The organism is Guyparkeria sp. SCN-R1 (assembly GCF_003932495.1).
GTDB lineage: Bacteria > Pseudomonadota > Gammaproteobacteria > Halothiobacillales > Halothiobacillaceae > Guyparkeria.
The window spans coordinates 37278-61920 of sequence record NZ_QZMT01000008.1; the positions used below are offsets into that span (position 1 = coordinate 37278).

The window sequence follows — 24643 nt, forward strand, 5'->3', positions numbered from 1 at the left end:
GGCGGGGGATTATCAGCGGGAGCATCCGGTGGGCCGTTCACCGCTGGGGACTTCATCGCGGAAGGGGTGGCAGCGGCGCGGGATCAGGTGCAGGTCGGCCAGCAATGCGCAGGTCAGCGAACGCCGGCGGCTTTCGGGGTAGAGCGCGCGGTAGAGCATGATCTTGAGGGTCACGAACGCCCCCAGCACGATGCCGCCCAGGGCGATCAGACTGCCCAGCGCCAGGGTCGAACTGCCCGAGAGCCCCTGGCCGACCGAGCAGCCCATCGCGATGATCCCGCCGGCGCCCATCAGCAGCCCGCCGATCGAATAGGTGCCGAACTGCGACCAGGCGCGGAATCCCTGCAACCGGAAATGGCCACGGATGACCGCCCAGACGCCGGCGCCAACGATGACCCCGAGCATCGCCACGATGCCGAAGGTGACTAGCCCAAGGGCTGGTGATTCGGCCAGGCGCAGCACCTCGGCTGCCGGCGCGACGAAGCTCAGCGACTGGGTGCCGGTGCCCTTGGGCGGGTCGAAGGCCAGGGCGGCCTCGCTCATCAGGGACTGCCCCGCAGGCGAGCCGGTCCACAGCCAGCCGGCGGTGATCACCAGGCCGATACCCAGCCCGCCGATCACGTCCGCGCGACGCATGCGCTGGGCGTGGTCCATCCGCCACAGCCAGACAATCAACCCGGCGGCCACCACCAGGGCCGTGGCCAAGCGCCAGTGTTCCAATGAGCCGCTCGGGCTGACGCCTGCGAGCAGGGCGCCCAGATCCTGATGGCCGATCGAGACGGCCTCGAAACTCAACTGCGGCCAGGCCAATGTCTGGTCGACGAACCAGCGTGCCTCGGGCCAGTAGAGCAGCCCGGCGGCGGTCACGCCCACCACGGCGTACGCCCACAGCGATTTCATGTCCCCCTGGCCAATGTTGACCAGCGTCTTGGTGGTGCAGCCCCCGGCCAGCACCATGCCCACCCCGAACAGCAGCCCACCGAGCAGGTAGCGCAGCCACGGAAACTCGGCGGCACGGTAGTTGACCCGGGTCTGATCGAGATCGAATACCCCGCCGGCCTCGAGCAGGGCAACGCCCGCGACCGCGACCGCGATCGATAGTAGCCAGGCGCGCATCCGTCCCGGATCGCCGGTCAGTACCCAGTCTGAGACGGCACCCATGTTGCAGTAACGGGTGGCCGCGGCGATGGCGCCAAAGGCCAGTCCGATCAGCGCGGCACCGGTCAGGAGGGTTAGCCAGGGATTGTCGAACAGTAGGGGCATTGAAGACGTGTCACGAAGGGTAAAAAGGGTGTCCGGTCATGGTAGGGCGAAAAGCACGTCAGGGCGTTGTTTTTGCCACAGAATCTCGTGATCGGGGCATAAGCCGGCCATCCATGGAGGTCGAGTTTGATGTTGGGATATCGAATCAAAGGTTTCGAATAGTTCGACAACGTCACCGGAAACCTGGTCCATACTCCGGCGCTTGATATCGGGCAGGGCCCGGTTGGACGCGTTAATGGAGGAAGCGATGAGTTTGCTTGTCGAGGGGAAGCTGCATACCGACTGGTTCGAGTCGGAATCCGAGGGCGGCGAGTTCGTCCGCAAGGATTCGATGTTCCGTCACTGGATCACGCCGGATGGATCACCGGGGCCGACTGGGGAAGGTGGTTTTCCCGCCGAGGCCGGGCGTTACCATCTCTACGTCTCGTATGCCTGCCCCTGGGCGCACCGCACGCTGATCTTCCGGGCCATCAAGGGTCTGACCGACCTGATCAGCGTCGACGTGGTTCACCCGCACATGCTGGCCGAGGGCTGGCACTTCGGTGACTTCCCCGGCGCTACACCCGACAGCCAGATGGGCGCGCACCACCTGCACCAGCTCTACACCCGTGCCGATCCCAAGGTCAGCGGCATCGTCACCGTGCCGGTGCTCTGGGACAAGCAGCGTCAGACCATCGTGAACAACGAGTCTTCCGAGATCATTCGCATGTTTAATTCGGCGTTCGACGATCTCACGGGTAATCGTGATGATTACTACCCGGCCGGGCTGCACGAAGCGATCGACTCGATCAACGCAATTGTCTACGAGAACGTCAATAACGGGGTCTATCGTGCCGGGTTTGCCACGGCTCAGGATGCCTACGAGACGGCGTTCGATCGCTTGTTCGAGACGCTAGATGAACTGGAGGCCCGTGTGGCCAACCAGCGATATCTGGTGGATGAGCGGATCACCGAGGCCGACTGGCGACTTTTCACCACCCTGGTGCGCTTCGATGCGGTCTACTTTGGCCACTTCAAGTGCAATCGGAACCGGCTGACCGACTTCCCCAACCTCTGGGCGTTCACACGCGAGCTTTACCAGTGGCCCGGCGTGGCCGAGACGGTGCGCCTCGATCACATCAAGCACCACTATTACGTCAGCCACGATTGGATCAATCCCACCAGGATCGTACCGCGTGGGCCAACGATCGATTTCGACCAGCCCCATCACCGGGGCCTTCACCGTGACGAGCGCGAGGTATTGCTGTGAGTATCGAGATTTGGGATGCCACCGTAATGGCCGAGGGGGCCGGTGCACGGGTCAAGCGGCACCTGCCGTTGCCGGTGTTCATGAACTTCGACCCGTTCGTGATGTTCGATCACTTCGAGCTCGGTGCGGGCACGGGCTTTCCCGAGCACCCGCATCGCGGCTTCGAGGCGATCACCTACTTGTTCAGTGGAGAGATCGAGCACCGCGACAACCTCGGCAACGTGTCGACGGTGGGCCCGGGTGGCGCGCAACGATTCACGGCCGGGGCGGGGATCGTCCACTCGGAGATGCCCTCGGTCGAGGAGACCACCAGCGGTATCCAGCTGTGGGTGAATCTCCCCCGTCGATTTAAGGCCAGCGAGCCGTCCTACGAGGAAGCCCCCGCCAATACGGTGCCCGAAATCGCCTTCGACGGCGGGCGCGAGCGGCGCATCGCCGGCGAGGGCGGCCGGGTGACCTTGAAGACCGACGCCCTGTATCGACACGTCCTGCTGGATGCCGGCGGTCGTCACGCCATCGACTTGCCAGGCGGATGGCGGGCGATCGTCTACCTCAAGGACGGCGCGGTGCGGGTCAATGGGCAGTCACTCTCCCCGGCGCAGGCCGCCTTCCTCGACGGCGAGACGCGAATCGATCTCAAGGCCGGCGAGAACAGCGAGGTGATGGTGGCGGCCGGGCATCCGCACGGCGAGCCGATCCGTCAGCGCGGGCCGTACGTCGATTAGCGTACGTCTGACGTTGGCGCGCGTTGCCGCCGCGTGTATGGCTGGGTAGCATGGCCATTTTTTGGACGGACATTCCATGAATCAACGTTCCATCGTGGCCCTGACGGGCTTGCTGCTGGTGGTCTACGCCGCCTGGCTCGTCTACCTGGGTCTCGTGCTGCCGCCTGCGCGCGCCGATGCCATGTTCAGTGAAACGGGCTGGTTTGAAGACCTCAGCGCCGTGTTCTGGCTGGTTCTTGCCGCGATACTGCTGTTCGCCAGGCCGATCGGGCTTGGGTGTCGGATTGGTATGTCCGTGATCGCCGCTGCACTGGCGGCCCGGGAAGAGGGCTGGCACAAGAAGTTCACCACCGACAGCCTGTTCAAGTCGGACTATTACCAGATGGCCAACGTGCCCATGGCCGAGAAGCTGATCGCGGGTGCCGTCGCGGTGGGACTGACGATCACGCTGATCTGGCTGCTGGTGCTGGGTGGGCGCGAGGTGTTCGCCCGCGGGGGGTGGCGTCGTCCCTGGGGATGGCTGGCCCTGTTCGCGGTGGCGATCTCGCCGATTCTCAAGGCGGTTGATCGCGGCCCATCGATCCTGCGGGTGCAGTTCGACATCACCCTGCCGGAGAATATCGACATGGTGATGCTCGCCTTGGAGGAGGGCATGGAATCGGCCTTGCCGGTGCTGTTCCTGCTGGCCCTGGTTCTGTACCTGATGGATCGCCGCTCCGGCGGGACCACGCCCGCCGCGGATCGTGCCCATGGGTGAGGGACCGGGCGCCGATTTCCGCTGCGGCATCGTGGATGTGCTGGAGGCCGCGGCGTTGCACAAACGGCACGCCGAGGTACAGATGGATGGTTGCTGGCGGCGCGTTCGGGTGATCGACGTGGTTACGGATCACGGCGAGGACTGGGTGGTCCTTCCCGGGGGTGACCGCCTGGCGGTAAGCCGGATCGAGAAGGCTCGCCCGGAGCGGTAGAAAGTACGGGGTGAGGCAAGGCACGAAAAAAACGGGGCGCGATGCCCCGTTTTTTGTTGCCGACGCCCGCCCGATGCGACCGGGGGCGCTTGCGGTTCGCCCTACATGCCTTCGAACAGGATGAACGTGCGGTTCATGTTGGTGCGATGCCAGCTGTCGTAGTGCTCGAGGTGCTTGAAGGCCTCGAGGTCGTCGTTGGCGTTCATGACGTCGCTCATGGCCTCGAAGTTGCGGGCCGCCTCGCCGACGGTGTTGACCAGGAAGTCGTAGTAGTCGCCGCTGTCGCGTCGCGCCCGTTCCATGTCACTGACGCGGCCATGGCCCGGGACGACATGATCGGGGTCGGTTGCCTCGAGTCGGGCGAAGGCTTCCAGCCCGTTCCGCGGGTTCGACCACGGGTGGATGCCCAACATGCGATCGACGTAGACGAGGTCACCGGTGAACACCACGTCGCTTTCCGGCAGGTAGGCCATCGCATCGCCGGGGAAGTGGGCGTTGGTCAGTGAGAGTTCGATCTCGGTGCCACCGAGCGTGATGCTCGCGGACTCACCGTCGAGGACCCGGTCGGCATAGGCCGGTTTGGTGCCATCGAAGCGCTCGCCCAATGCCTCGGGCAGGCGGCCTTCCATATGCTGCTCGGCGAACGCCTTCTGCGACTCGACGGTCTGCTCGAAGGCGATCACCTCGGCACCCTGTTGTTGGAAGTAATCGTTACCCAGCCAGCGGTGGTCCTGCACGCCGATGTTGACCACCCAGCGAATCGGCTGGTCGCTCACCTTGGCGACGGCGCGCTCGATGTACGGGCCGCTGAAGGCGCCCGGGCCGGCATCGATCAGGATCACGCCCTCATCGGTCACAATCACCCCGTAATTGGCGTTCATGCCGTGGTTCTCGTAGGTGCGGGCATCGGTCGGCCCGATGATCGCGTACACCGAGCCCGTGACCGGCTCGGCGGTCGGCTGGTAGACGGTTTCGCCAGCGGCATGGCCGAGGGTGGTGATCAGCAGGGCCAGCGTGACGGCGAGCAGGGCGGTGAGTCGTTGCATGGGTTTCTCCGGTGACGGGGCGGCCAAGTATAGATGCGTGTGACCGAATATTGGGGGAAAGGTTCCCGCAACGAGGCCCCGGCCGGTGCTAAGCTCGATCCAGGTCCATCTCAAGGGCCATCGATAGGGCGATGGTCACGCGATGTGGGGCGGCCGGAAACGATCAAGGGAGAGGCAGTAATGCGCTTTGTGCGGCGATTTTCCGAACTGGGTATGAACGACGTGGCCACGGTCGGTGGCAAGAACGCCTCACTGGGTGAGATGGTGGCCCAGCTGGCGGAGCGCGGCGTGCGGGTGCCGGATGGCTTTGCCACCACCGCCGAAGCCTATCGCCATTACCTCGAGCACAACGATCTGACCGACCGGATCGGCGAGGTACTCGGTTCGCTCGATACCAACGACGTCACCGCGCTGGAAAAGGCCGGACTGCAGATCCGCGGCTGGATTGCCGAGGGCGAGATGCCGGCGGACCTTGCCGAGGAGATCGTCGCGGCGTACCGGGAACTGGGTCGGGAGTACGGCGAGAACACGGACGTGGCCGTGCGCAGTTCGGCCACCGCCGAGGATCTGCCCACCGCGTCGTTCGCCGGCCAGCAGGAAAGCTATCTCAATATCGCCGGCGAACAGGCCCTGATCGACAGCATCCGCCACGTGTTCGCCTCGCTGTTCACCGACCGGGCCATCTCCTACCGGGTGCACCAGGGGTTCGACCACATGGCGGTGGCCCTGTCGGCCGGGGTGCAGAAGATGGTGCGCTCGGACAAGGCCGCCTCGGGCGTGATGTTCACCATCGACACCGAGTCGGGCTTTCGGGATGCCGTGTTCATCACCGCGGCCTACGGACTGGGCGAGAACGTGGTGCAGGGGGCGGTCAACCCGGACGAGTTCTACGTCTACAAGCCGATGCTCAAGGACGGGCTGTGCCCGATCGTCTCGCGCCAGCTGGGCGAGAAGGCGATCCGCATGATCTACACCGAGGATGCCCGCCACGGTGCCTCGACCCGCAACGTCGACGTGCCGCTCGAGGAACGGCAACGCTTCGCGATCACGGACGAGGAGGTGCTGACGCTGGCCCGCTTTGCCGTGGAGATCGAGCGCCACTACAGCGAGCAGGCCGGCGAATTCCGTCCGATGGACATCGAGTGGGCCAAGGACGGGGACAGCGGTGAGCTGTTCATTCTCCAGGCCCGTCCCGAGACGGTCCACTCGCAGCGCGAGGCCGCCACCCACGCCACCTACCGGCTGGAAGAGCGGGGCGAGGTGCTGGTTGAAGGCAAGAGCGTCGGCGAGCGCATTGCGGCCGGCCGGGCGCGCACGATCGAGTCCTCGGCGGAAATGGCCAAGCTCGACGATGGCGAGATCCTGATCACCGACATGACCGACCCGGACTGGGAGCCGATCATGAAGCGGGCCGGTGCGATCGTGACCAACCGGGGTGGACGGACCTGTCATGCGGCCATCATTGCCCGCGAACTGGGCATCCCGGCGATCGTCGGCTGCGGCGATGCCACCGAGCGGGTGCCCGACGGCGAGGAGGTGACCGTCTCCTGCGCCGAGGGCAGCACCGGGCATGTCTATCGCGGTGTGTTGCCGTTCACGGTGGAGCGGCTTGATCTGTCGGGGACCGAGACCACACGAACGGACCTGATGATCAATCTCGGCGATCCCGAGCAGGCCTTCCGGCTGGCCTCGCTGCCGGCGGCCGGGGTGGGGCTGGCGCGACTGGAATTCATCATCAACAACCGCATCGGGATTCACCCGCGGGCGTTGCTCGAATACGACCAGCTGGATGCCGAAACGCAGGCCGAGATCGACCGACATACCGTGGGTTTCTCCGATCGACGCGAGTTCTATATCCAGAAACTCGCCGAGGGCGTGGGCACGATCGCGGCAGCCTTCCATCCAAGGCCGGTGATCGTGCGCCTGTCGGACTTCAAGTCGAACGAGTACGCCGCGATGGTCGGCGGGGCGGGATTCGAGCCGCACGAGGAAAACCCGATGCTCGGGTTCCGCGGCGCGTCGCGTTACTACGCCGAGTCGTTCGCCGAGGCGTTCCTGCTCGAGTGCGAGGCCCTGCGCCGGGTGCGCGAGGGGATGGGCCTGACCAATGCCCAGGTGATGTTGCCCTTCGTGCGCAGCGTTGAGGAGGTCGACCGGGTGCTCGCCCTGATGGCCAAGGCGGGGTTGGAGCGCGGGCGGCACGACCTCAAGGTCTACCTCATGTGCGAGATCCCCGCCAACGCGCTGCTCGCCGAGGAATTCCTCGAACACGTCGATGGCTTTTCCATCGGCTCGAACGACCTCACTCAGCTAACATTGGGGGTCGATCGCGATTCCTCCCTGATCGAGGGGCTCGACGAGCGCAACCCGGCGGTGTTGAAACTCATGGCCATGGCGATTGCTGCCTGTCGCGCGCAGGGCAAATACATCGGGATCTGTGGCCAGGCGCCCTCGGATTTCCCCGAGATCAGCGAGTGGCTGGTCGAGCAGGGCATCTCGAGCCTGTCGCTCAACCCCGACAGTCTCCTGCCCATGCAGCAGACGGTGCTCGAGGCCGAGAAACGTCTGGCATAACCAGACCGAATTGGTCCGATTTTGCTACTCTAGGGGGTCCTGCCGGCTGTCGCGCCGGTTCAGCGCCAAAAGAACCAAGCGGAGTGACGAGATTGATGGGCCTGTTCGGCAAGAAGCGCAACGCGAACGACGAACGAAACGCCGAGATCCAGCGTGCGGTGGAGGCGATTCACGATCCCAATAACGACCAGACTCTGGCCGAATCGGGGGCGGTCGAACGTGTCGAATGCGGCGACAAGTCGTGCCAGATCGATATCGTGCTCGACTACCCGCCGGGCGACTGGGAGGCCGAGTTGACCAGTCGGGTTCGTGAGGCTGTCGCCAGCGTTGATACCTCGCTCGCCCCCGCCGTCACGGTGGCCTTCGTCGCCCCCGAGGGCTCGGCCCTGCACGGCAAGCCCCTGCCCGGCGTGAAGAACATCATCGCGGTGGCCTCGGGCAAGGGCGGCGTGGGCAAGTCGAGCACCAGCATCAACCTCGCCCTGGCCCTGGCCGCCGATGGCGCGAAGGTGGGGCTGCTGGATGCCGACATCTACGGCCCGAGCCAGCCGCGCATGTTGGGTAGCAGTGAAAAGCCGCGCCAGGTTGACGACAAGTCGATGGCCCCCGTCGAGGCCCATGGCCTGCAGACCATGTCGATCGGTTATCTGGTCGACGAGGAATCGGCGATGGTATGGCGTGGCCCGATGGTGACCTCGGCCCTGATGCAGTTGCTCAACGACACCCGCTGGGACGGCCTGGATTACCTGATCGTCGACATGCCGCCGGGCACGGGTGACGTGCAGCTGACACTTGCGCAAAAGGTGCCGGTAGCTGGCAGCGTGATCGTGACCACGCCCCAGGAGATTGCCACCCTGGATGCGCGCAAGGCGATCACCATGTTCAACAAGGTCAACGTGCCGATCCTGGGCGTGATCGAGAACATGGCGACCCACGTCTGTTCGAACTGCGGTCACGTCGAGGCAATCTTCGGCGAGGGTGGCGGTGAATCGATCGCCCGCCAGTACGGCACCGAGCTGCTGGGGCGTCTGCCCCTGGACCTGCGGATCCGCGAGGATCTGGATGCCGGCACCCCGACGGTTGCCAAGGACCCGTCCGGCGCCCTGGCCAGCACCTACCGGCAGGCCGCGCGGCGCCTGGCGGCCGGCCTCGGGCGGGCAGTGCGCTCGCAGGAACAGACTGGACCGGAAATCGTCATCGAGGAGTAAACCATGCTGGAAATCACCATCCCCAGTCGGGGCGTCCTGCACCTGTCGCATCTGGTGCTCGACTACAACGGCACGCTGGCGCTCGACGGCGCCCTGGTCGAGGGCGTGGGCGAGCGTCTGCGTGAACTGGCCAAGCACGTCGATGTCCACGTGATCACGGCCGACACCTACGGTGATGTCGAAGGGCGACTGGTGGATTTGCCGGTGACGCTCTCGACGCTGTCCGATCATCTTCAGGATGAAGCCAAGCAGCGTTACGTACGTACCCTCTCGGCCCGTGAGTGCGTCACCATCGGCAATGGCCGCAACGATGCCCTGATGCTGGCCGAAGCCGTGCTGGGTGTCGGCGTAATGCAGCCCGAGGGACTCTCGCGCCACGCGCTGGATGCCTGCGACGTGATCTGCCCGGACATCAACAGCGCCCTTGATCTACTCTTGAAACCCAAGCGGCTGATCGCGACGCTACGCAACTGACAACCCTCGACGACGCGGCGCACTGCCGTTCGCGTTTCAACGATTTCGACAGTCATTTCTGCCAGTTCAGCTGGCTCAAGAGAAAGGAGGCAATCCATGTCCCAGGTCACATTCAAGGGTACGCCCGTCAACGTTGCCGGCAAGCTGCCGTCCGTGGGTGACAAGGCGCCCGCGTTCTCGCTGACCGCGAGCGATCTCTCCGACAAGGGGCTGGAGGCGTTTGCGGGCAAGAAGAAGGTGCTGAATATCTTCCCGAGCCTGGATACCGGCACCTGTGCCAAATCGGTGCGCGAGTTCGATCGTCGTGCCGGTGAGCTTGGCGATACGGTGGTGCTCGGTATCTCCATGGACCTGCCGTTTGCCCAGGGCCGTTTTGCCGAGGCGGAGGGGCTGGATAACATCGCCATGTTCTCGGCCTTCCGTCACCCGGAATTTCTCGACGATTACGGCGTGCGCATCGCCGATGGTCCCCTGGCGGGCCTCGCGGCACGCACCGTGGTCGTTCTGGGCCCTGACGACACGGTGCTTCACGTCGAGCAGGTCGGCGAGATTGCCGATCAGCCGGATTACGAGGCCGCCCTTGGCGCGCTTTGATCCGAGTCAGACCGCGTCCGGCCTCGACCGGGCGTAGATTCAGGCCCGGTACGTGGACGGATGTTGATCCGCTTCGCGGCCGGGCCGCTGTCTTTCTGGAGCAGGGGAATGATGCGATGAGCAATCGACTGGGCGTCGACCTGGGCGGCACCAAGATCGAAGTCGCGGTGCTTGACCCCGACAACCACATCCGCTGGCGGGAACGTGAACCCACGCCAAAGGGTGACTACGCCGGAACGGTCGAGACCATGGCCGCGCTGATCGAACGCGCCGAGCGCGAGTGCGGTCGGGCCGACGGCATTGGGGTGGGTACCCCCGGCACGATTTCGCCGCGCACCGGTCTGATCAAGAACGCCAACTCGGTGGTCCTCAACGATCGACCGCTCAAGGCGGATCTCGAGGCCCGTCTTGGGCGCGAGGTGCTGATGGCCAACGACGCCAACTGCCTCGCGTTATCCGAATCCGCGGATGACGGGGCCGCGGCGGGCGCTGATTCGGTTTTCGGCGTGATCCTCGGTACCGGCGTGGGTGGCGGGTTGGTAGTCGATGGCAGGGTTCTGGTCGGACGCAACGCGATTGCCGGTGAGTGGGGGCACAACCCACTGCCTTGGGCGGAGACGGGTGAGTCGCCCGGGCCTGCCTGCTGGTGTGGCCTCAAGGGCTGCATCGAGCAATGGCTTTCCGGGCCGGCATTCGAGCGCGATCACGCCGAGCGCACTGGCGAGTCGCTTGGCGGTGAGACCATCGTGGCCCGAGCGCTGGCCGGAGATGACGCGGCCAACGCGAGCCTCGCTCGTTACGAGATGCGGCTGGCCCGCGCACTGGCGCACGTGATCAACCTGTTCGATCCGGACGTGATCGTGCTCGGAGGCGGGATGTCGAACGTCGAACGGCTCTACCAGAAGGTGCCGCGGCAGTGGGACGAGTTCGTCTTCTCCGACCCGATCACCACCCGGTTGGTGGCGCCGCGCTTCGGGGATTCCAGCGGCGTGCGTGGGGCGGCGTTCCTAGGGAAACACTGCCCGGTTCGATGACGTCTCTGCGGGACCTCCAAGGGCCCAAATGCAAGCCGGCCCGAAGGGCGAGGGTTCACGGACGAACCCAGCGATGCTGCAGATGGGTCCTTGGAGGCCCGCCCGGACGGGGCTCGCGGGTTTTCCCGCACTCGGTTTTGCCGTCCCTAAAGGGGTAACGAGCCCGTCTTCGCTTCGGCGCCTTGATTGCGAACAAACCCGCGAGCCAGAGATGCCATCGAACCGTACAGAGTTTCCCTTTTCCATTGGCAAACGCCTGCGCTGACGCCGATTTCCGGTGGCCAAAAGGGGTTGAGGAATACTGCAGTGATCTACTGGGTTGATAGGTGCATAAGCAGGGTCTAAATTCGAAGCCATGACCTGGCCTGGCCCAAGGCGGTCATGCGATCAAACAATCGGAGGTTGATTGTCATGGACATTGAACTGCAAATCGTGCTTATCAGCATCCTCGCCATGATCGGCATCGTCGGCATGCCGTTGGCAGCGTTCTGGATGCTCTGGAAGAGGTCCGGCGATGCCAAGCACGCCCAGGAAGAACGGGAGCACCGACATCAGCACAGTTGATGCTGACATGAAAAAAATTCCGGCCGGGGAGGTTGAGCGCCTCAGATCTTCCGGGCCACCTCAATCAAGATCATCGTTTCCGCTATGAAGCGATAAGGCCGGCGCCCTTCTTAGGGCGCCGGCTTTTTCATTTCCACGGTCGGCAAGGCGTCCCGGCTCCGGTAGTCAGGCTAACGGTGATGGCGGCGCTCTGAACTAGACTCCTTCATGGGGTTATTCGCATAAACAGGGAGATCGGTGGTGGGTAGTTTCCACGTCGGCCGGTCGGCCGGATATCAGCAGGAAACGGAGCCGACCTCTTTCGGTTCCCAGCCCCTTTTTGCCCGGCTGAAACGGATTCTTCCGCCCCTCGCCGCGGGCTTTGTGGTTAGTGGCGTGTTGCTAGCGACCATCTGGGTGGTTGAGCGCCAGCTCACAACCGCCGTCTTGCAGGCCGACCTCGACGACCTGGCCCAGATCCGAACTCGTATCGAATCCCAGCTCAACCAGGCCTCCAATGTCTCCGATGGGGTTGGCGCGATGATTGAAGTCAACCGTGGACTGGATGAACCCAGCCTGCGGTCCGTTGCCGAGCGGATGCTTGAACGCACACCGGTCATCCGGTCGATCGCCATTGCGCCGGACAATGTGATCCAGGTCAGCATCCCGCTGGAAGGCAACGAGGCCGCCATTGGCGTGGACCTCGCCGCCCATCCAGTGCAGGGGGTGTCGTTGCGCCGGGCCATGCAAAGTGGCGAACCGGTGCTCGGTGGCCCATACGAACTGATTCAGGGCGGCTACGCGGTTATTCATCGGGTTCCGGTGTATTTCGATCGCGATCAGGACGGGGCAGACGAGTATTGGGGCGTGGTTTCCACCCCGATCGACGTGATGCGCTTGTTCGAAGCGGCCGGGGTATCGGACGAACTGACGGAAGGCACGCTGGCCGTGCGTGGGATGGATGGCCTTGGAGCCGAAGGAGCGGTTTTTCTCGGTCACCCCGAGATTTTCCGTCAGGAAAATACCCTGAGAACACCGGTGATCGCCCTGGACGGGCGATGGCAGCTCGCCATGCAGCCCAGCAAACCAAGCACGATGGTCACCTGGCTGACTCGAATCGCCGAACTCGTGGCCCTGATGGCCGGGCTGCTGGTGATGTGGCTCGCCGTCCGCTGGCAGGCGCAACAACGACTGATGGTCGACTCCGAACGCTTGCTGCGCGATGTCACCTCGAACGTCAGTGACGCGGTATTCCGCACGGATGGGGCGGGGCAGTTGATCTATGTCAGCCCGGCCTATGAGCGCATGATCGGCCGTCCTGCGCAGGGGATGATAGGGGCGCCGTGGCTGAATCTGTTCCCCGAGGACGAGCGACGGCCGATCCGTGAGGCCACCGAGCGGATGCATCAGTCCGAGCAAGTCCCATTCGGTCCCTCCCGCCGAGATCGGGTGGTATTGACGACTCGTGTGATGCGAAGCGACGGGGTAGAAGCCCCGGTCGAGGTGCGGGTCGAGCCGGTAACCGCGGCGTCGTACGGGCAAGCAGGTCTGGTCGGCACCCTGACCGATTTGTCGGATCGGCAGGCCTTCGAGCAGCTGGAAGGGCTGGCGACAGCGGTGTTCGAAGGCGCAGGGGATTCGATAGTCATACTGGATCGCCATCGCCGGGTGCTGGCTGTCAATCCGGCCTTTGAGCGTCTGGTGGGCTTGCCGTCCAAGGCCCTGGTCGGCGAGCGGCTGACCACCCCCGAGGTGCTGGATAAAAGCCGGCGGCGGCTCGAGTCATGCCTGCGTGGGCTTAGACAGCGGGGCCGCTGGAGCGAGGAGTTGGCTTGTCGGCTGCCCGACGGCCGGGAGCGTGTTCTGGGCTGGTCGGTGGACCTGATTCGTGATGATCGCCAGCGCGTGAGTCGCTACGTCGTCGTGCTGAGCGATGTCACGACCCGGCACCGCCGCATGCAGGCCATGCATCATCGTGCCCTGCATGATCCGTTGACCGACATGCTCAACCGGTCCGGTCTCGAGGAGCGGTTCGAGCAGGCGCGCCTGCACGCGATTCGCGAGGGCACGGGTATTGCCTTGGCCTTTGTCGATCTGAATGGATTCAAACCCATCAACGACACCCTCGGGCACCACGTTGGTGACCAGGTGTTGCGCGAGGTCGCCCGGCGTCTGTCTGGCGTCGGTCGGGGTGAGGACATCGTCGCCCGATTGGGGGGCGACGAGTTTGTGATCGCCTTCTACGGCGTGCGTAACGACGAGGACGTACTTCGATTGGGCGACTCACTACTCGAGTCTCTGCGGGAACCCATGATGCTCGATGGGACCACTCAGCTGGTTCACGTCCGCGCCTCCATCGGTTTTGCCCGCTTCCCCGACGATGCCGACACCCTCGATGGCCTGACGAGGCGGGCAGATGCCGCCATGTACCGCGCCAAGGAAACCAAGGATGACACCGTCGTCTTCCATCGGGACCTGGTTAACTCACCGGGGTCGCCTGATAATGAATGAAACTAATTAAATGGTCGAATAAGGCGACAAAAAATGCATGTTGCATTCCGATAGGGTGAATCCATCACCCGAAACACAGAGGAATCGACATGCCGGTTGCGAGCACCTACCCCGTCACGCACACCCTGGGTTTCCCCCGGATCGGGCGCGACCGCGCCCTGAAGTGGGCCCTGGAGCGCTATTGGCGCGGCGAAACGGACATCGACGCACTGCAGCAAACCGCACGTCAGGTGCGGGCCGACTCACACCAGTGGTACCGCGAGGCCGGCGTAGGGCGACCGGCCTGCGCTGATTTCACCTTCTACGACGGCATGGCGGACCTCTGCCTGCTGTTCGGGCAAGCGCCTACTCGCTTCGGCGACCTGCCCAACGATCTCGATTCGCTGTTTGCCCTGGCTCGGGGGGAGCCGTCCGAGCAGGGCAATCTCGCGCCGTTGGCGATGACCAAGTGGTTTGATACGAACTACCACTACCTGGTCCCCGAACTGGATGCGCAGCGCCCGTTCCGACTCGATGCCGATCGGCTGCTGAGCCAGATTCGCGAATCGCTCGCCGATGACCCGGCCAGCAAACCGGTGCTGATTGGCCCACTGACTTTCCTTTGGCTAAGCGCCGGTGTCGATCGCGACGCACGCTTGCAGCGCGCCCCGGAGCTGGCCGATGCCTACGCCACGCTATTGAGCGAGATCGCCGCTCTCGGGGCGGAGTGGGTCCAGCTCGATGAGCCGATCCTGGGGCTGGACCTTCCAACGGGCTGGCTGGCGGCATTCGAGCCGATCTATCACCGCCTGAAGACACCTGGGTTGCGCCTGATGTTGGCGAGTTACTTCTCGCCGGTGGATGGACGTCTGACCTTGTTGGCCAACCTGCCCGTGGATGGCGTGCACGTCGACGTATCCGCCGGGGACGACCTCGAGGCCCTCGCGGATCGATTGCCGGGATTCAAGGTACTCTCCGCGGGCGTGCTGGACGGCCGATCGATCTGGCGGGCAGATCTGTCGGCACTGCTCGATCGACTTGAGCCACTCCATGAGCGACTGGGCGAGCGCCTGTGGCTGGCCCCTAACTGCTCGCTGTTGCACCTGCCGCTGGATGCCGGCGAGGAAACCGATTTGCCGCCTGCGTTGGCTGCAAACCTGAGCTTTGCCCGACAGAAGCTCGGCGAGCTGTCATTGCTGGCGCGTGGCTTGGCCGAGGGCCGCGAGGCGATCGCCGAAGCGCTCGAGGCGACTATCACGGCGCGGCAACAGCTGGAGGCATTGAATGGCCGTCGGGATGCGCAGCGTCGTGATCGGTTGGCCCGATCGCTTGCCGAAGAGCCGGCACGGGCTCGTCCGTATGTCGATCGCGCGAAGGCGCAGCAGGCGCGATTGAACCTGCCGATCCTGCCCACCACGACCATCGGTTCGTTCCCGCAGACCGACGAAATCCGGGCAACACGCCGCGCGTATCGCCGCGGGGAAATCGATATTTCTGCCTACGAGCAGGCGATGCGCGTGGCGATCGCCGACACGATCCGCGAGCAGGAGACCTTGGGTCTGGACCTGCTGGTGCATGGCGAGCCCGAGCGCAACGACATGGTCGAGTACTTCGGCCAGCAGCTCGAGGGCTTTGCCTTCACCCGCACCGGCTGGGTGCAGTCCTACGGCTCGCGCTGCGTCAAGCCGCCGATCATCTGGGGCGACGTGGCGCGTCCCCGTCCCCTGACCGTGGACTGGAGTCGGTATGCGCAGTCGCTCACCGATCGGCCGGTCAAGGGGATGCTGACCGGTCCGGTCACGATGCTCTCGTGGTCGTTCGTGCGCGATGACCTGTCCTGTGAAGAGGTCGCGTATCAGCTTGCCGCGGTGCTGCGCGAAGAGGTCGCCGACCTGTGCGCCGCCGGCATCGCCGCGATCCAGGTCGATGAGCCGGCGTTTCGAGAAGGGCTGCCGCTACGTCGTGCCGGCTGGGATGGCTATCTCGACTGGGCGGTGCGTGCCTTTCGTTTCGCCACTGCGGTGGCGCCGGATGACGTCCAGATCCACACCCACATGTGTTACAGCGAGTTCAACGACATCATCGCGGCGATCGCCGCGTTGGACGCCGACGTGATCACCATCGAGACGACGCGCTCGAACATGAAGCTGCTCGATGCCTTTGCCGAGTTTGAGTATCCCAACGAGATCGGCCCGGGCGTCTGGGACATCCACTCTCCATTGGTGCCGAGCGTGGCGGAGATTGGTGACCGGCTGCGGCTGGCACTGGACAAGGTGCCAGTGGATCGCCTGTGGGTGAATCCCGATTGCGGCCTCAAGACACGCGGCTGGGAGGAGGTGAGGGCTGGGTTGCAAAACCTGGTCGCTGCAGCGCGCGACCTGCGGCGCGAGTCCCGCTGCGAATAAAGCGACTCACGCACGCGTGGCGGGGTCTACACTCGGCGCACCTTGAAGACAGTGCGCCATCACCCCGGAGCCACCTCGTGAAGCGATTTCTGACGGTATTTACCGCCGCGACGGTCAGCCTGCTGAACCTGACGGCTTGTTCCGGGGCGAAGGTGCTCGAATCACTCGCGCCCAGTGAGTCGGTCATGGTGACCAAGGACGTGGTCTTCGATGCCGAGCGCGACCTCGCGCTGGACGTCTATCGCCCGGTCGACGCCCAGGGGGCACCGCTGGTGGTGTTCTTCTGGGGCGGGAGCTGGCAGACGGGGGATCGCTCCACTTATGCCTTCCTCGGTAGGACGCTGGCCAGTCGGGGATTCGTCGTGATGATTCCGGACTATCGCGTCTACCCCGAGGTGCGCTACCCCGATTTCCTGTATGACTCGGCCCGGGCGGTGGCTTGGGCACGGGCGCATGCCCACGATCACGGTGCCGATCCGGCACGCCTGTCACTGATGGGACATTCGGCGGGGGCCTACAACGTGGCCATGCTGGTGACCGACGATCGCTACCTTGAGGCAGTCGGCGGCGCGCGGGACTGGGTTACGTCCTGGGCGGGGCTTGCCGGGCCCTATGATTTCCTGCCGCTAAATGATGCCGAGCTCGAACGCATCTTTGAGCCTGCCGACCCACTTGAGTCGAGCCAGCCGATCAACTGGGTGGACGGCGAAGTGCCGCCGACGTTGCTGGTGGTCAGCGACGATGACCCGGTGGTCGACCCACGCAATACCGAGCGGATGGCCGAGCGACTGGAACGGGTCGGCGTGCCCGTCGAGCTGTTGCGCGTCGACAATCTGCGTCATGCCGGCGTGGTGGTCAGCCTGTCGAACGTATTCCCCTTCGACGACCGGGTCCTGTCGACGGTATCGCGGTTTCTCGGCCGGGTGCCGCCGACCGGGCCGGCGCAGGCAATGAGCGAGTAAGGTCCAGCGGCCTCGACTTGCTTACTGCGGGCGGGGCAGTTCGGCGACCGCCCGGATGCGTTCGCGCCTTAGGGCCTCGCCCAGCGCCTTGCCCCGAATCCCCTGTTCAAGCAGCGGTTGGGGCGAAATCGTGGCCACCGTCTCACGCACTCGGCGTAGCCAGTCCCCCTCCGGGTAGTCGACCGATTCCTTGCCGGGCTTGCCGCGCGAGTCGGCATGACAGACGGTCAGGATGTCCTCGAATCGCTCCGGGCGCCGCAGGGCGTCGAGCTCGTCGATGAGGTCGACCAGGGTGCTGTCACGCATTTCCAGGGCGCGATGAATCCGGCCGTGCTGGGCGGTGACGGTCAGGGCCAGCTCGCGAATCGCCTTGGGGGTGCGCAGGCGCTCGCACAGGGCCCGTGTCGGCTCGACGCCGCGTCGTTCGTGGCCAATATGACGGGGCCATTCCTCCGGGGGCGTCAGTGCCTTGCCCAGGTCGTGGCAGACCGCGGCAAAGCGTACTCCGATCGAGTCGCTCAGGTCGGCTGCCGCATCCAGTACGAGCAGGGTGTGGATCCCTGTGTCGACCTCGGGGTGGTATTCCTTGGGCTGGGGCACGCCGAACAGCGCCTCGACCTCGGGAAACGTCTCGACCAGGGCGTCGACCTCGTGGAGTACGGCGAAATAGCGTGAGGGTCGTTCGGTTCCCAGTGCCTTGACCGTCTCCGCCCAGACGCGCTCGGGAACCAGATCGGCAAGCTCCCCGCTGGCACTCATCTGGCGCATCAGCGAGGCAGTCGACTCGGCGACCTCGAATCCATGAGCGCCCAGCTGGGCGGCGAACCGCGCCACGCGTAGCACGCGTAACGGGTCCTCTACAAAGGCGGGGCCGACGTGGCGCAGCCGGCGGGCCTCTAGGTCCTCGCGACCACCGAACGGATCGACCACCTCGCCGTTCTCACGCATGGCCATGGCGTTGATGGTCAGGTCGCGCCGGGCCAGATCATCCTCGAGGGTGACCTCCGGGGCGGCATGCACCGCAAAGCCGTGATAGCCGCGTCCCTGCTTGCGTTCGGTGCGGGCCAGCGCGTATTCCTCGCCGGTCTCCGGGTGGAGGAACACGGGAAAGTCCGCACCGACCTGGCGAAAGCCACGGCTGAGCATCTCCTCGGGCGTGGCGCCGACGACCACCCAGTCGTGGTCGACCACTTTTCGGCCGAGCAACTGGTCACGCACGGCGCCGCCGACGATGTAGCACTCGAGGTTGTCGGTGACCGTATCGGACATCGTATCTCCGGGTGATTGAGTCAGGTTTTGGGCGGCAAAACTGGCTTTATCGTGACGGCCGGTAGCGGTAGACTGGGCGCCATTCCCGTCACGTTATGGACAGATCGCCATGAACGCGAACCCCTATCTTGAGGCATTGCAGAGCCAGTCGCCACGTTTCGAGTCCACGCTGCGCAGCATCGGTCTGGTCGCGGCGACCGAGGCGACGGTGCTGATCACGGGTGAGACCGGCACCGGCAAGGAGCTGGCTGCGCGCGCGATCCATGCCGGCTCGCCGCGTGCCGCTCGTCCATTGGTCACAGTCAATTGCGCGACCATCCCCGACGAGCTGGCCGAATCGACCCTGTTCGGTCACCGTCGCGGGGCGTTCACCGGGGCGCTGGCCGACCAGGCGGGACTGGTCGACCAGGCCGACGGTGGCACGCTGTTTCTCGACGAGCTGGGCGAGCTGCCATTGGGCCTGCAGTCAAAACTGCTGCGGCTTCTGGAAAACGGCGAGACGCGCGCCGTGGGGGAGACCGGCACGCGTCGGGTTGACCTGCGCGTGGTGGCGGCGACTCACCGGGATCTCGCCGGCATGGTCGAGGCGGGTGAATTCCGAGCCGACCTCTATTTTCGCCTGGCCGGCGTGCCGGTCGAGCTGTTGCCGCTGCGTGACCGTCAGGGTGACGTCGACTGGTTGTTCGCTCGTTTCCTGGAAGAAAACGCCGCTCGCAATGAGGTGGCGATACCTCGTCTGACGGCACGCGCTACCGGGGTGTTGCGTCGTTACCGCTGGCCGGGCAATGTTCGCGAGCTCAAGCAGCTGGCCGAGCGGCTGGTGATCTTCCACGCGGGCGGCGTGGTCGACGTCGAGGCATTGCCGACGGCGATGCGATCGGCGGCGCAGAGCGAACGCGGGGGTCCGCTTGCGCCGGGTTTCGTGCTGCCGGAAGGCGGCGTCGATCTCGAGGCCGTCGAGAGCGATCTCCTGCGCCAGGCCCTTGCTCACACCGGCGGCAACAAGTCACACGCCGCGCGCCTGCTGCACCTCTCGCGTGACACGTTTCTTTATCGTCTGAAGAAGTTCGCCATTGAATAGCACCTGACGAACGGACCTCGTCTCGAAACTAAAGGCCCCGTTTCAGCACCGTCTGAGACGGGGCCTTTGCGTGGCGCCGTTGTGATTGGGAGTGGTCGTTGGTGTCATCGCCCGCCCCGTTGCGCCAAAAAAAACGGCAGCCGAAGCTGCCGCAAGGCCACGCCGAGGCGTGGCAGTCTGGAGGTGGAAAGGTAATCAGAACGTGGCGGTGAGGCGTGCCCAGACCGTGCGCCCCGGCTCGTTGATCCGGCTGGTCGGGTCACCAAATGCGCCGCTATAGACCCGGTTGACGTGCTGGGCGTAGGTCCGGTCGAAGACATTGTCGACTCCGGCTTCCATTCGCCAGTTACGGGTGATGTCGTAGCCCGCGTTGAGGTCGAGCACGGCATATCCGGCCGTCTCTGTAGTGTCCAGTCCGCTCTGTTCGTCGGTGGCCTCGGCGCGACCCGCCCAGCGTAGGACCACGGCGCCATCCAGCGCCCCTCGTTCGGCGCGCACCCCGAGGTTGCCCGACAGCGGCGGGATCTGCGGCAGGTCGCGCGAGTCGCTGGTGTTGCGCCCACGCACAAAGGCCAATTGCGCCTCGGTCGCCAGCCAGTCGGTCACGGCATAACGCAGGTCGATTTCGCCGCCGTAGAGGTGGGCGTCGACATTACGGAAGCTGGTGGTCATCGGCATCAGGCCCGCGATCTGCCGGTCCTGCAAGATGTAGTTGTCGACCTGGTCGACGTACAGGTTGGCCGTCGTGCTGAGGCGCTCGTTCTGCCACGACAGGCCGGCCTCGATCTGGTGGTGGATTTCCGGCTCCAGATCCGGGTTGCCCACTTTCGCCAGCATGCCGTTCATCAACAAGGTGATGTACTTCTGGGTCAGGTTGGGCGCGACCGCGGTACGGCTGATGCCGACGTGACCGGAGAGGTTCGAGTCAAAGGAATGTTTGTAGCGAAGCAGGGCACTAATTTCCGTGTCGCTCTTCGCCTCGCGGGCGGACTCTCTGATGTCGGCTGGCACCATCATGTTCGTGGCGATGCTCTTGTCGAGACTGGTATCGATCTCGCTCTCGAAGCGATCCATCCGCAGCCCGGCGCGCAGGGAGTTGTCGTCATCGAGTTGCCAGTCGCCTTGCAGGAATGCCCCCACCTGGTCCGTCTGGCCATCCGGCCACTGGCGGAAGATGAGCATGTCGGTCATCGCGTTGATCGCCTGTGCATCTTGCTCCACCCGCTGGAAATCGAGGCCGTAGTCGATCTCGATTTGGTTGATGCGTGATGACGCCGTGAGTCGGGCGGTGGTGGTGTGCGACTCAGCCGGCGCCTCCATCGGCATCGGGGCGGTCAGCTCGCGCAGGCTGTAGTTATCCATCAGGTGGTCGACATTGGCGCGTGAGACTTCCAGGCGCACCGCGTCGACCGGACCTTCGATATCCCCCAGTCGGCCGTCCAGGCGGTAGATGCTGGCGTTGTCGAATATCGAATCCATGCCGGTGCCGGCGTAGCGGGTGTCGAGCATGCGGTTGCGGTCGACTGACACCTCGATGCCGGTCACATCGGACACGCGATAGCCACCGATGATGGTGCCGCTGCGCTGCTTGAACGACGAGGGCAACTCGTTGCCGTCGCCGTCCTCGTAGTTCTCGCCGTTGGCAATCTGGCCGATCACGCGGCCGTAGGCCTGGCCGTTGCTCACCAGTACGTCGGCGCTGCTCTGATCGGTCAGGCCGTTGCTGCTGGTGGCGAAACCGAAGCGTGACTGCATGCCGACCTCGGCGGCGCGCTCGAAGGTGTTGCGGGTGAGATCGATGCTGCCGCCACTGCCACCCGGGCCACGGGTGAGGGTGGTCACGCCCTTGCGTACCTCGACCTCGTCGTAGCCGGCTAGGTTGCCGAAGCTGGTGGGTGGGTCCATGCGGTTCGGGCAGGCATTGGCGATCCCCGCCCCGTCGAGCAATACGTTGAGCTGGTGTTCACGTTGCCCGCGGATAATCGGATCGAGGCCATGCCCGGACATGCGTCCGGCGTTGACACCGCTGATCTCGCGAAGCACCTCAGCCAGGTCGGCGCGAGGTGCCGTGTCCTCGGCCGTCAGCGTGACCGGTTGGTCGATCGATACCGGTTCGGGAGCGGTAATCAGGATCGTGTCCAGCCCCTGAGCGGCGGCAGTCTGGGTGCCGGCTGTCATCGTGGCCACGCTGGCGAGAATGGCGGTGTGCAGGCGGGTGGGGCGGCGGTGCGGGCAAGCGGCAGTCATGCGGGAATCGTTCCTCACTGTGTTGTAGGTTGGCGGTGGCGTATTGACGCCCTACACAGCAGGAAACGGGCCATCGGCAAGGTGTTGATTTGTCATTGCAGACGATCCCTTGAGCGTGGCAGATGCCGCAATCCGTGTGGCATTTGCCGCAATGGGGCGCATGGGGATAATCGAGAAGGTTGGCGGTTTGTGCCAGAATCGCGGGCCTGTTTACCCGCTTTACCCGACGAAGGAGTCGCCCATGGAAATTCTGCAGGATCGGCGCTACGGCGAAACCCACGAGTGGTACACGGTTGAAGGCGACGTGATCACGGTGGGGGTGACCGAGCAGGGCCAGGAAATGCTGGGCGACGTGGTGTTCGCCGATCTGCCGGACGTGGGGCAGGCGGTCTCCGAGGGCGCGCCCTGTGCCACGCTCGAATCGGTCAAGGCGGCGTCAGACGTGCTTTGCCCGGTCGACGGTGAGGTGCTCGAGGTCAACGAGGCGCTCGAGGACAGCCCGGAACTGGTCAACGACGATCCGCTCGACGAGGGCTGGATCCTGAAAATCCGCATGGAGGGCGAGCCGGCCGAGTGGATGAGCCCGGACGAATACGGCCGCATGCTCGAGTCCACCGACTGACCGACGTTGCCGCGGGTCCGGCGAGCCGTTGTCGACGGTCCGCTCGCCCCTGAGCCGAGAGAGGAACCGATGGCGTCCGCACAGAACTACGGCCTGAGGCGCGTCTGGTACGCCCTGCGTTATTCCCTGCAGGGTTTGCGAGCGGCCTGGCGCAAGGAAGAGGCCTTCCGGCAGGAAGTCGTGGTCGCCATGGTAGCCGTGCCGGTGGCATGGTTCGTCGGCGAAAGCGCGCTGGAGCGAGCCGTCTTGATTGCGGTGGTGCTCCAGGTGCTGATGGTGGAGTTGGTCAACACCGGAATCGAGGCGGTGGTCGATCGCATCGGTCCCGATCCACACAAGCTGTCGGGGCGGGCCAAGGATGTCGGATCGGCGGCCGTGTTGATGGCGATCGTGATTGCCGCGGTGGTCTGGGGAGTGCTGTTGTTCGACTGAGCATGTCGCAGGAGCCATGCCGTGGGTCGGGCTAGCGCTCCGAGATGCGTGCCAGTCGGCTGAGCAGGAAGAACACCACGGGCCATGCCGCCAGGTTACTGAGCGCACGCGAGAGGTAGGTGGCCATGGACACCAGGTCGGTGGCCACGCCTTCCACCCACAGCGCCACCATCAGGTAGACCAGGGTGAAGCCCGCAATCAGAAGGGCCTGAGAGAGCAGGGGCGCCACCCCGAGTCGCTGTCGCAACGACAGGACGAGGAACGCCGTCATCGTGAACAGCAGGGCATTGAGACCCAACAGGCCATTGGTCGCCACGTCGAGCATCAGCCCGGCGATCCAGGCATAGATCATTCCCGCTTGCGCCGGGCGGTAGAGCGACCAGAAGATTATCGTGAGAAGCAGCCATTGCGGGTTGTGCAGCTGCATCGTCGCGGGCAGGGGCAGCAGGGTTAGTGCCAGTGCCGCGATGCTCGTCAGGATGATGGCGAACCAGCTAGTCGTCATCGGTCGCTCCCGTGGCCGGCGTGGCATCTGGTGGCGTGGACTCGTCAGCGGCGCTGTCGGCGGGTGGTGTGATCGCTGGTTGCTCCAGCGCGGTATCCGACTCCGACCCCGAGTCGTCTGGTGCGTCGGGTGCCTCGGTGATCACCAAGACATGATCGAGGCGCTCGAGATCGGCGACTGGCTCGGCGATCAGCCGGATAAAACCCTGGGCCTCGTCCATCTCGATGGAGGTGACACGCGCGACCGGGTAGCCACGCGGGAAGGCGGTGTCGATACCGGAGGTGGTCAGCAGATCGCCTGGTTCGATGGTGGTGCGCTCGGGCACACGCTCGGCAATCATCTGGCGGTTACCGGTGCCACGGAGCAGAGCGGTGCGGCCGGTATCGCCGAGGAGGACCGAGAGCATGTGGTCGCGCGAGGTCAGTTGGATGACGGTCGCACCGCTACGGGTGCTGCGCAGAATCTGGCCAACGACTCCGTGGGCGTCGATGACCGGGTCACCGGGGCGAACGTCATCGCCGTGACCACGACCGATCGTGAAGAGATTGCCCTGCAGGCTAGGAGGGTGTCCGACGCGTCGGGCAAGCAGCACGCCGGGGATGGCGCTGGCCTCTCCATTGAGCATGGCGCGTAGTTCGTCGACTTCACGCTGCAGGGCGACGAACTGCTGCATCTGGCCCCGGAGCAGCGTGTTCTCATCGCGCAAACGGTCGACTTCTGCATGGAGTTCGCGGCGTTCGACGAACCATTGGCCGATGCCGCGGGACACCACCACCGGTTGGTGAATGGCCTTGACGATGCCGTCAGTAGCACCGCCCAGTCCCTGATCGAGCTGACTAACCCAGCGGGTGCCGATTCGGTCGAGGCTCATCAGGGCGATCGAGATCACCACCAGCACCAGGAGCAGGTTGAATCCGGGGCGGTGGGAATCGAAAAGCGCCATGACCGGCGC

General features: G+C 64.7%; 22 protein-coding genes. 16 read left to right on the forward strand and 6 right to left on the reverse strand.

Features of this window, described 5'->3' with window-relative positions; genetic code table 11:
- Positions 1-12: 12 nt before the first annotated feature.
- A complete protein-coding gene (locus tag D5687_RS06105; RefSeq protein WP_125198889.1) occupies positions 13-1263 on the reverse strand; it encodes a YeeE/YedE family protein in 1251 nt (416 codons plus the stop codon).
- 247 nt (positions 1264-1510) lie between these two features.
- Between D5687_RS06105 and D5687_RS06110 the strand changes: the two genes are divergently transcribed.
- The 4 genes from D5687_RS06110 to D5687_RS06125 all read left to right on the forward strand — a co-directional run bounded on the left by D5687_RS06110 (position 1511) and on the right by D5687_RS06125 (position 4205).
- Positions 1511-2512 carry a glutathione S-transferase family protein gene (locus D5687_RS06110; protein WP_125198890.1) on the forward strand — a complete coding sequence of 334 codons (1002 nt, stop codon included), beginning with the start codon at positions 1511-1513 and terminating at the stop codon, positions 2510-2512.
- Positions 2509-3237 (forward strand): pirin family protein, encoded by a 729-nt coding sequence (locus D5687_RS06115; protein WP_125198891.1) that lies wholly within the window; start codon positions 2509-2511, stop codon positions 3235-3237. The genes D5687_RS06110 and D5687_RS06115 overlap by 4 nt, the downstream gene beginning before the upstream one ends.
- Positions 3238-3313: 76 nt before the next feature.
- Entirely contained in the window at positions 3314-3994 is a 681-nt protein-coding gene (locus D5687_RS06120) for a hypothetical protein (RefSeq protein ID WP_125198892.1), read from the forward strand.
- Positions 3987-4205, forward strand: coding sequence for a hypothetical protein (locus D5687_RS06125; RefSeq protein ID WP_125198893.1), 219 nt, complete (start codon positions 3987-3989; stop codon positions 4203-4205). Before D5687_RS06120 ends, D5687_RS06125 begins: the two co-directional genes overlap by 8 nt.
- A gap of 101 nt (positions 4206-4306) precedes the next feature.
- On the opposite strand, the gene D5687_RS06130 is transcribed toward D5687_RS06125, so the two are convergent.
- The gene (locus D5687_RS06130) at positions 4307-5251 is read right to left on the reverse strand and encodes an MBL fold metallo-hydrolase (RefSeq protein WP_125198894.1); all 945 of its coding nucleotides are present in this window, start codon (positions 5249-5251) and stop codon (positions 4307-4309) included.
- Positions 5252-5431: 180 nt separating this feature from the next.
- On the opposite strand from D5687_RS06130, the gene ppsA reads away from it, so the two are divergent.
- The 9 genes from ppsA to D5687_RS06170 all read left to right on the forward strand — a co-directional run bounded on the left by ppsA (position 5432) and on the right by D5687_RS06170 (position 17535).
- On the forward strand, positions 5432-7825 hold the full coding sequence (ppsA, locus tag D5687_RS06135; RefSeq protein ID WP_125198895.1) for a phosphoenolpyruvate synthase: 2394 nt from the start codon (positions 5432-5434) through the stop codon (positions 7823-7825).
- 95 nt (positions 7826-7920) lie between these two features.
- Complete coding sequence (gene apbC / locus D5687_RS06140) at positions 7921-9033, forward strand: iron-sulfur cluster carrier protein ApbC (RefSeq protein ID WP_125198946.1); 1113 nt, start codon at positions 7921-7923, stop codon at positions 9031-9033.
- Between the two features lie 3 nt (positions 9034-9036).
- On the forward strand, positions 9037-9507 hold the full coding sequence (locus D5687_RS06145) for an HAD family hydrolase (RefSeq protein WP_125198896.1): 471 nt from the start codon (positions 9037-9039) through the stop codon (positions 9505-9507).
- Between the two features lie 96 nt (positions 9508-9603).
- Complete coding sequence (tpx, locus tag D5687_RS06150; RefSeq protein WP_125198897.1) at positions 9604-10101, forward strand: thiol peroxidase; 498 nt, start codon at positions 9604-9606, stop codon at positions 10099-10101.
- Between the two features lie 116 nt (positions 10102-10217).
- A complete protein-coding gene (locus tag D5687_RS06155) occupies positions 10218-11135 on the forward strand; it encodes an ROK family protein (RefSeq protein WP_125198898.1) in 918 nt (305 codons plus the stop codon).
- 411 nt (positions 11136-11546) lie between these two features.
- Positions 11547-11699, forward strand: a complete 153-nt coding sequence (locus D5687_RS11270; protein WP_158611780.1) for a hypothetical protein — start codon at positions 11547-11549, stop codon at positions 11697-11699.
- Positions 11700-12074: 375 nt separating this feature from the next.
- On the forward strand, positions 12075-14189 hold the full coding sequence (locus D5687_RS06160) for a diguanylate cyclase (RefSeq protein WP_125198899.1): 2115 nt from the start codon (positions 12075-12077) through the stop codon (positions 14187-14189).
- A gap of 89 nt (positions 14190-14278) precedes the next feature.
- Positions 14279-16573 carry a 5-methyltetrahydropteroyltriglutamate--homocysteine S-methyltransferase gene (gene metE / locus D5687_RS06165; protein WP_125198900.1) on the forward strand — a complete coding sequence of 765 codons (2295 nt, stop codon included), beginning with the start codon at positions 14279-14281 and terminating at the stop codon, positions 16571-16573.
- A gap of 77 nt (positions 16574-16650) precedes the next feature.
- Positions 16651-17535, forward strand: coding sequence for an alpha/beta hydrolase (locus D5687_RS06170; RefSeq protein ID WP_125198901.1), 885 nt, complete (start codon positions 16651-16653; stop codon positions 17533-17535).
- Positions 17536-17556: 21 nt separating this feature from the next.
- Here the strand turns inward: D5687_RS06170 and D5687_RS06175 are convergent, their stop codons facing one another.
- Complete coding sequence (locus tag D5687_RS06175) at positions 17557-18804, reverse strand: multifunctional CCA addition/repair protein (protein ID WP_125198902.1); 1248 nt, start codon at positions 18802-18804, stop codon at positions 17557-17559.
- A gap of 109 nt (positions 18805-18913) precedes the next feature.
- Between D5687_RS06175 and D5687_RS06180 the strand changes: the two genes are divergently transcribed.
- Positions 18914-19885, forward strand: a complete 972-nt coding sequence (locus D5687_RS06180; RefSeq protein ID WP_125198903.1) for a sigma-54-dependent Fis family transcriptional regulator — start codon at positions 18914-18916, stop codon at positions 19883-19885.
- Positions 19886-20080: 195 nt separating this feature from the next.
- Here D5687_RS06180 and D5687_RS06185 read toward each other — a convergent pair whose 3' ends face one another.
- The gene (locus tag D5687_RS06185; protein ID WP_125198904.1) at positions 20081-22132 is read right to left on the reverse strand and encodes a TonB-dependent receptor domain-containing protein; all 2052 of its coding nucleotides are present in this window, start codon (positions 22130-22132) and stop codon (positions 20081-20083) included.
- Between the two features lie 241 nt (positions 22133-22373).
- On the opposite strand from D5687_RS06185, the gene gcvH reads away from it, so the two are divergent.
- On the forward strand, positions 22374-22754 hold the full coding sequence (gene gcvH, locus D5687_RS06190) for a glycine cleavage system protein GcvH (protein ID WP_125198905.1): 381 nt from the start codon (positions 22374-22376) through the stop codon (positions 22752-22754).
- Positions 22755-22823: 69 nt separating this feature from the next.
- Complete coding sequence (locus D5687_RS06195) at positions 22824-23186, forward strand: diacylglycerol kinase (protein ID WP_125198906.1); 363 nt, start codon at positions 22824-22826, stop codon at positions 23184-23186.
- 31 nt (positions 23187-23217) lie between these two features.
- Here D5687_RS06195 and mreD read toward each other — a convergent pair whose 3' ends face one another.
- Complete coding sequence (mreD, locus tag D5687_RS06200; protein WP_158611781.1) at positions 23218-23691, reverse strand: rod shape-determining protein MreD; 474 nt, start codon at positions 23689-23691, stop codon at positions 23218-23220.
- Positions 23681-24634: a rod shape-determining protein MreC gene (gene mreC / locus D5687_RS06205; protein ID WP_125198908.1), complete on the reverse strand. Its 954-nt coding sequence runs from the start codon at positions 24632-24634 to the stop codon at positions 23681-23683. Before mreC ends, mreD begins: the two co-directional genes overlap by 11 nt.
- Positions 24635-24643: the final 9 nt, after the last annotated feature.

What these genes read in the sequence shown, in the direction of transcription:
- tpx (WP_125198897.1), top strand. Translation starts at nt 9,604, where the DNA reads ATGTCCCAGGTCACATTCAAGGGTACGCCCGTCAACGTTGCCGGCAAG.
- mreD (WP_158611781.1), bottom strand. Translation starts at nt 23,691, where the DNA reads ATGACGACTAGCTGGTTCGCCATCATCCTGACGAGCATCGCGGCACTG.
- D5687_RS06110 (WP_125198890.1), top strand. Translation starts at nt 1,511, where the DNA reads ATGAGTTTGCTTGTCGAGGGGAAGCTGCATACCGACTGGTTCGAGTCG.
- D5687_RS06175 (WP_125198902.1), bottom strand. Translation starts at nt 18,804, where the DNA reads ATGTCCGATACGGTCACCGACAACCTCGAGTGCTACATCGTCGGCGGC.
- D5687_RS11270 (WP_158611780.1), top strand. Translation starts at nt 11,547, where the DNA reads ATGGACATTGAACTGCAAATCGTGCTTATCAGCATCCTCGCCATGATC.
- apbC (WP_125198946.1), top strand. Translation starts at nt 7,921, where the DNA reads ATGGGCCTGTTCGGCAAGAAGCGCAACGCGAACGACGAACGAAACGCC.
- metE (WP_125198900.1), top strand. Translation starts at nt 14,279, where the DNA reads ATGCCGGTTGCGAGCACCTACCCCGTCACGCACACCCTGGGTTTCCCC.
- mreC (WP_125198908.1), bottom strand. Translation starts at nt 24,634, where the DNA reads ATGGCGCTTTTCGATTCCCACCGCCCCGGATTCAACCTGCTCCTGGTG.
- ppsA (WP_125198895.1), top strand. Translation starts at nt 5,432, where the DNA reads ATGCGCTTTGTGCGGCGATTTTCCGAACTGGGTATGAACGACGTGGCC.
- D5687_RS06180 (WP_125198903.1), top strand. Translation starts at nt 18,914, where the DNA reads ATGAACGCGAACCCCTATCTTGAGGCATTGCAGAGCCAGTCGCCACGT.
- D5687_RS06195 (WP_125198906.1), top strand. Translation starts at nt 22,824, where the DNA reads ATGGCGTCCGCACAGAACTACGGCCTGAGGCGCGTCTGGTACGCCCTG.
- D5687_RS06185 (WP_125198904.1), bottom strand. Translation starts at nt 22,132, where the DNA reads ATGACTGCCGCTTGCCCGCACCGCCGCCCCACCCGCCTGCACACCGCC.
- D5687_RS06145 (WP_125198896.1), top strand. Translation starts at nt 9,037, where the DNA reads ATGCTGGAAATCACCATCCCCAGTCGGGGCGTCCTGCACCTGTCGCAT.
- D5687_RS06155 (WP_125198898.1), top strand. Translation starts at nt 10,218, where the DNA reads ATGAGCAATCGACTGGGCGTCGACCTGGGCGGCACCAAGATCGAAGTC.
- D5687_RS06125 (WP_125198893.1), top strand. Translation starts at nt 3,987, where the DNA reads ATGGGTGAGGGACCGGGCGCCGATTTCCGCTGCGGCATCGTGGATGTG.
- D5687_RS06130 (WP_125198894.1), bottom strand. Translation starts at nt 5,251, where the DNA reads ATGCAACGACTCACCGCCCTGCTCGCCGTCACGCTGGCCCTGCTGATC.
- gcvH (WP_125198905.1), top strand. Translation starts at nt 22,374, where the DNA reads ATGGAAATTCTGCAGGATCGGCGCTACGGCGAAACCCACGAGTGGTAC.
- D5687_RS06105 (WP_125198889.1), bottom strand. Translation starts at nt 1,263, where the DNA reads ATGCCCCTACTGTTCGACAATCCCTGGCTAACCCTCCTGACCGGTGCC.
- D5687_RS06120 (WP_125198892.1), top strand. Translation starts at nt 3,314, where the DNA reads ATGAATCAACGTTCCATCGTGGCCCTGACGGGCTTGCTGCTGGTGGTC.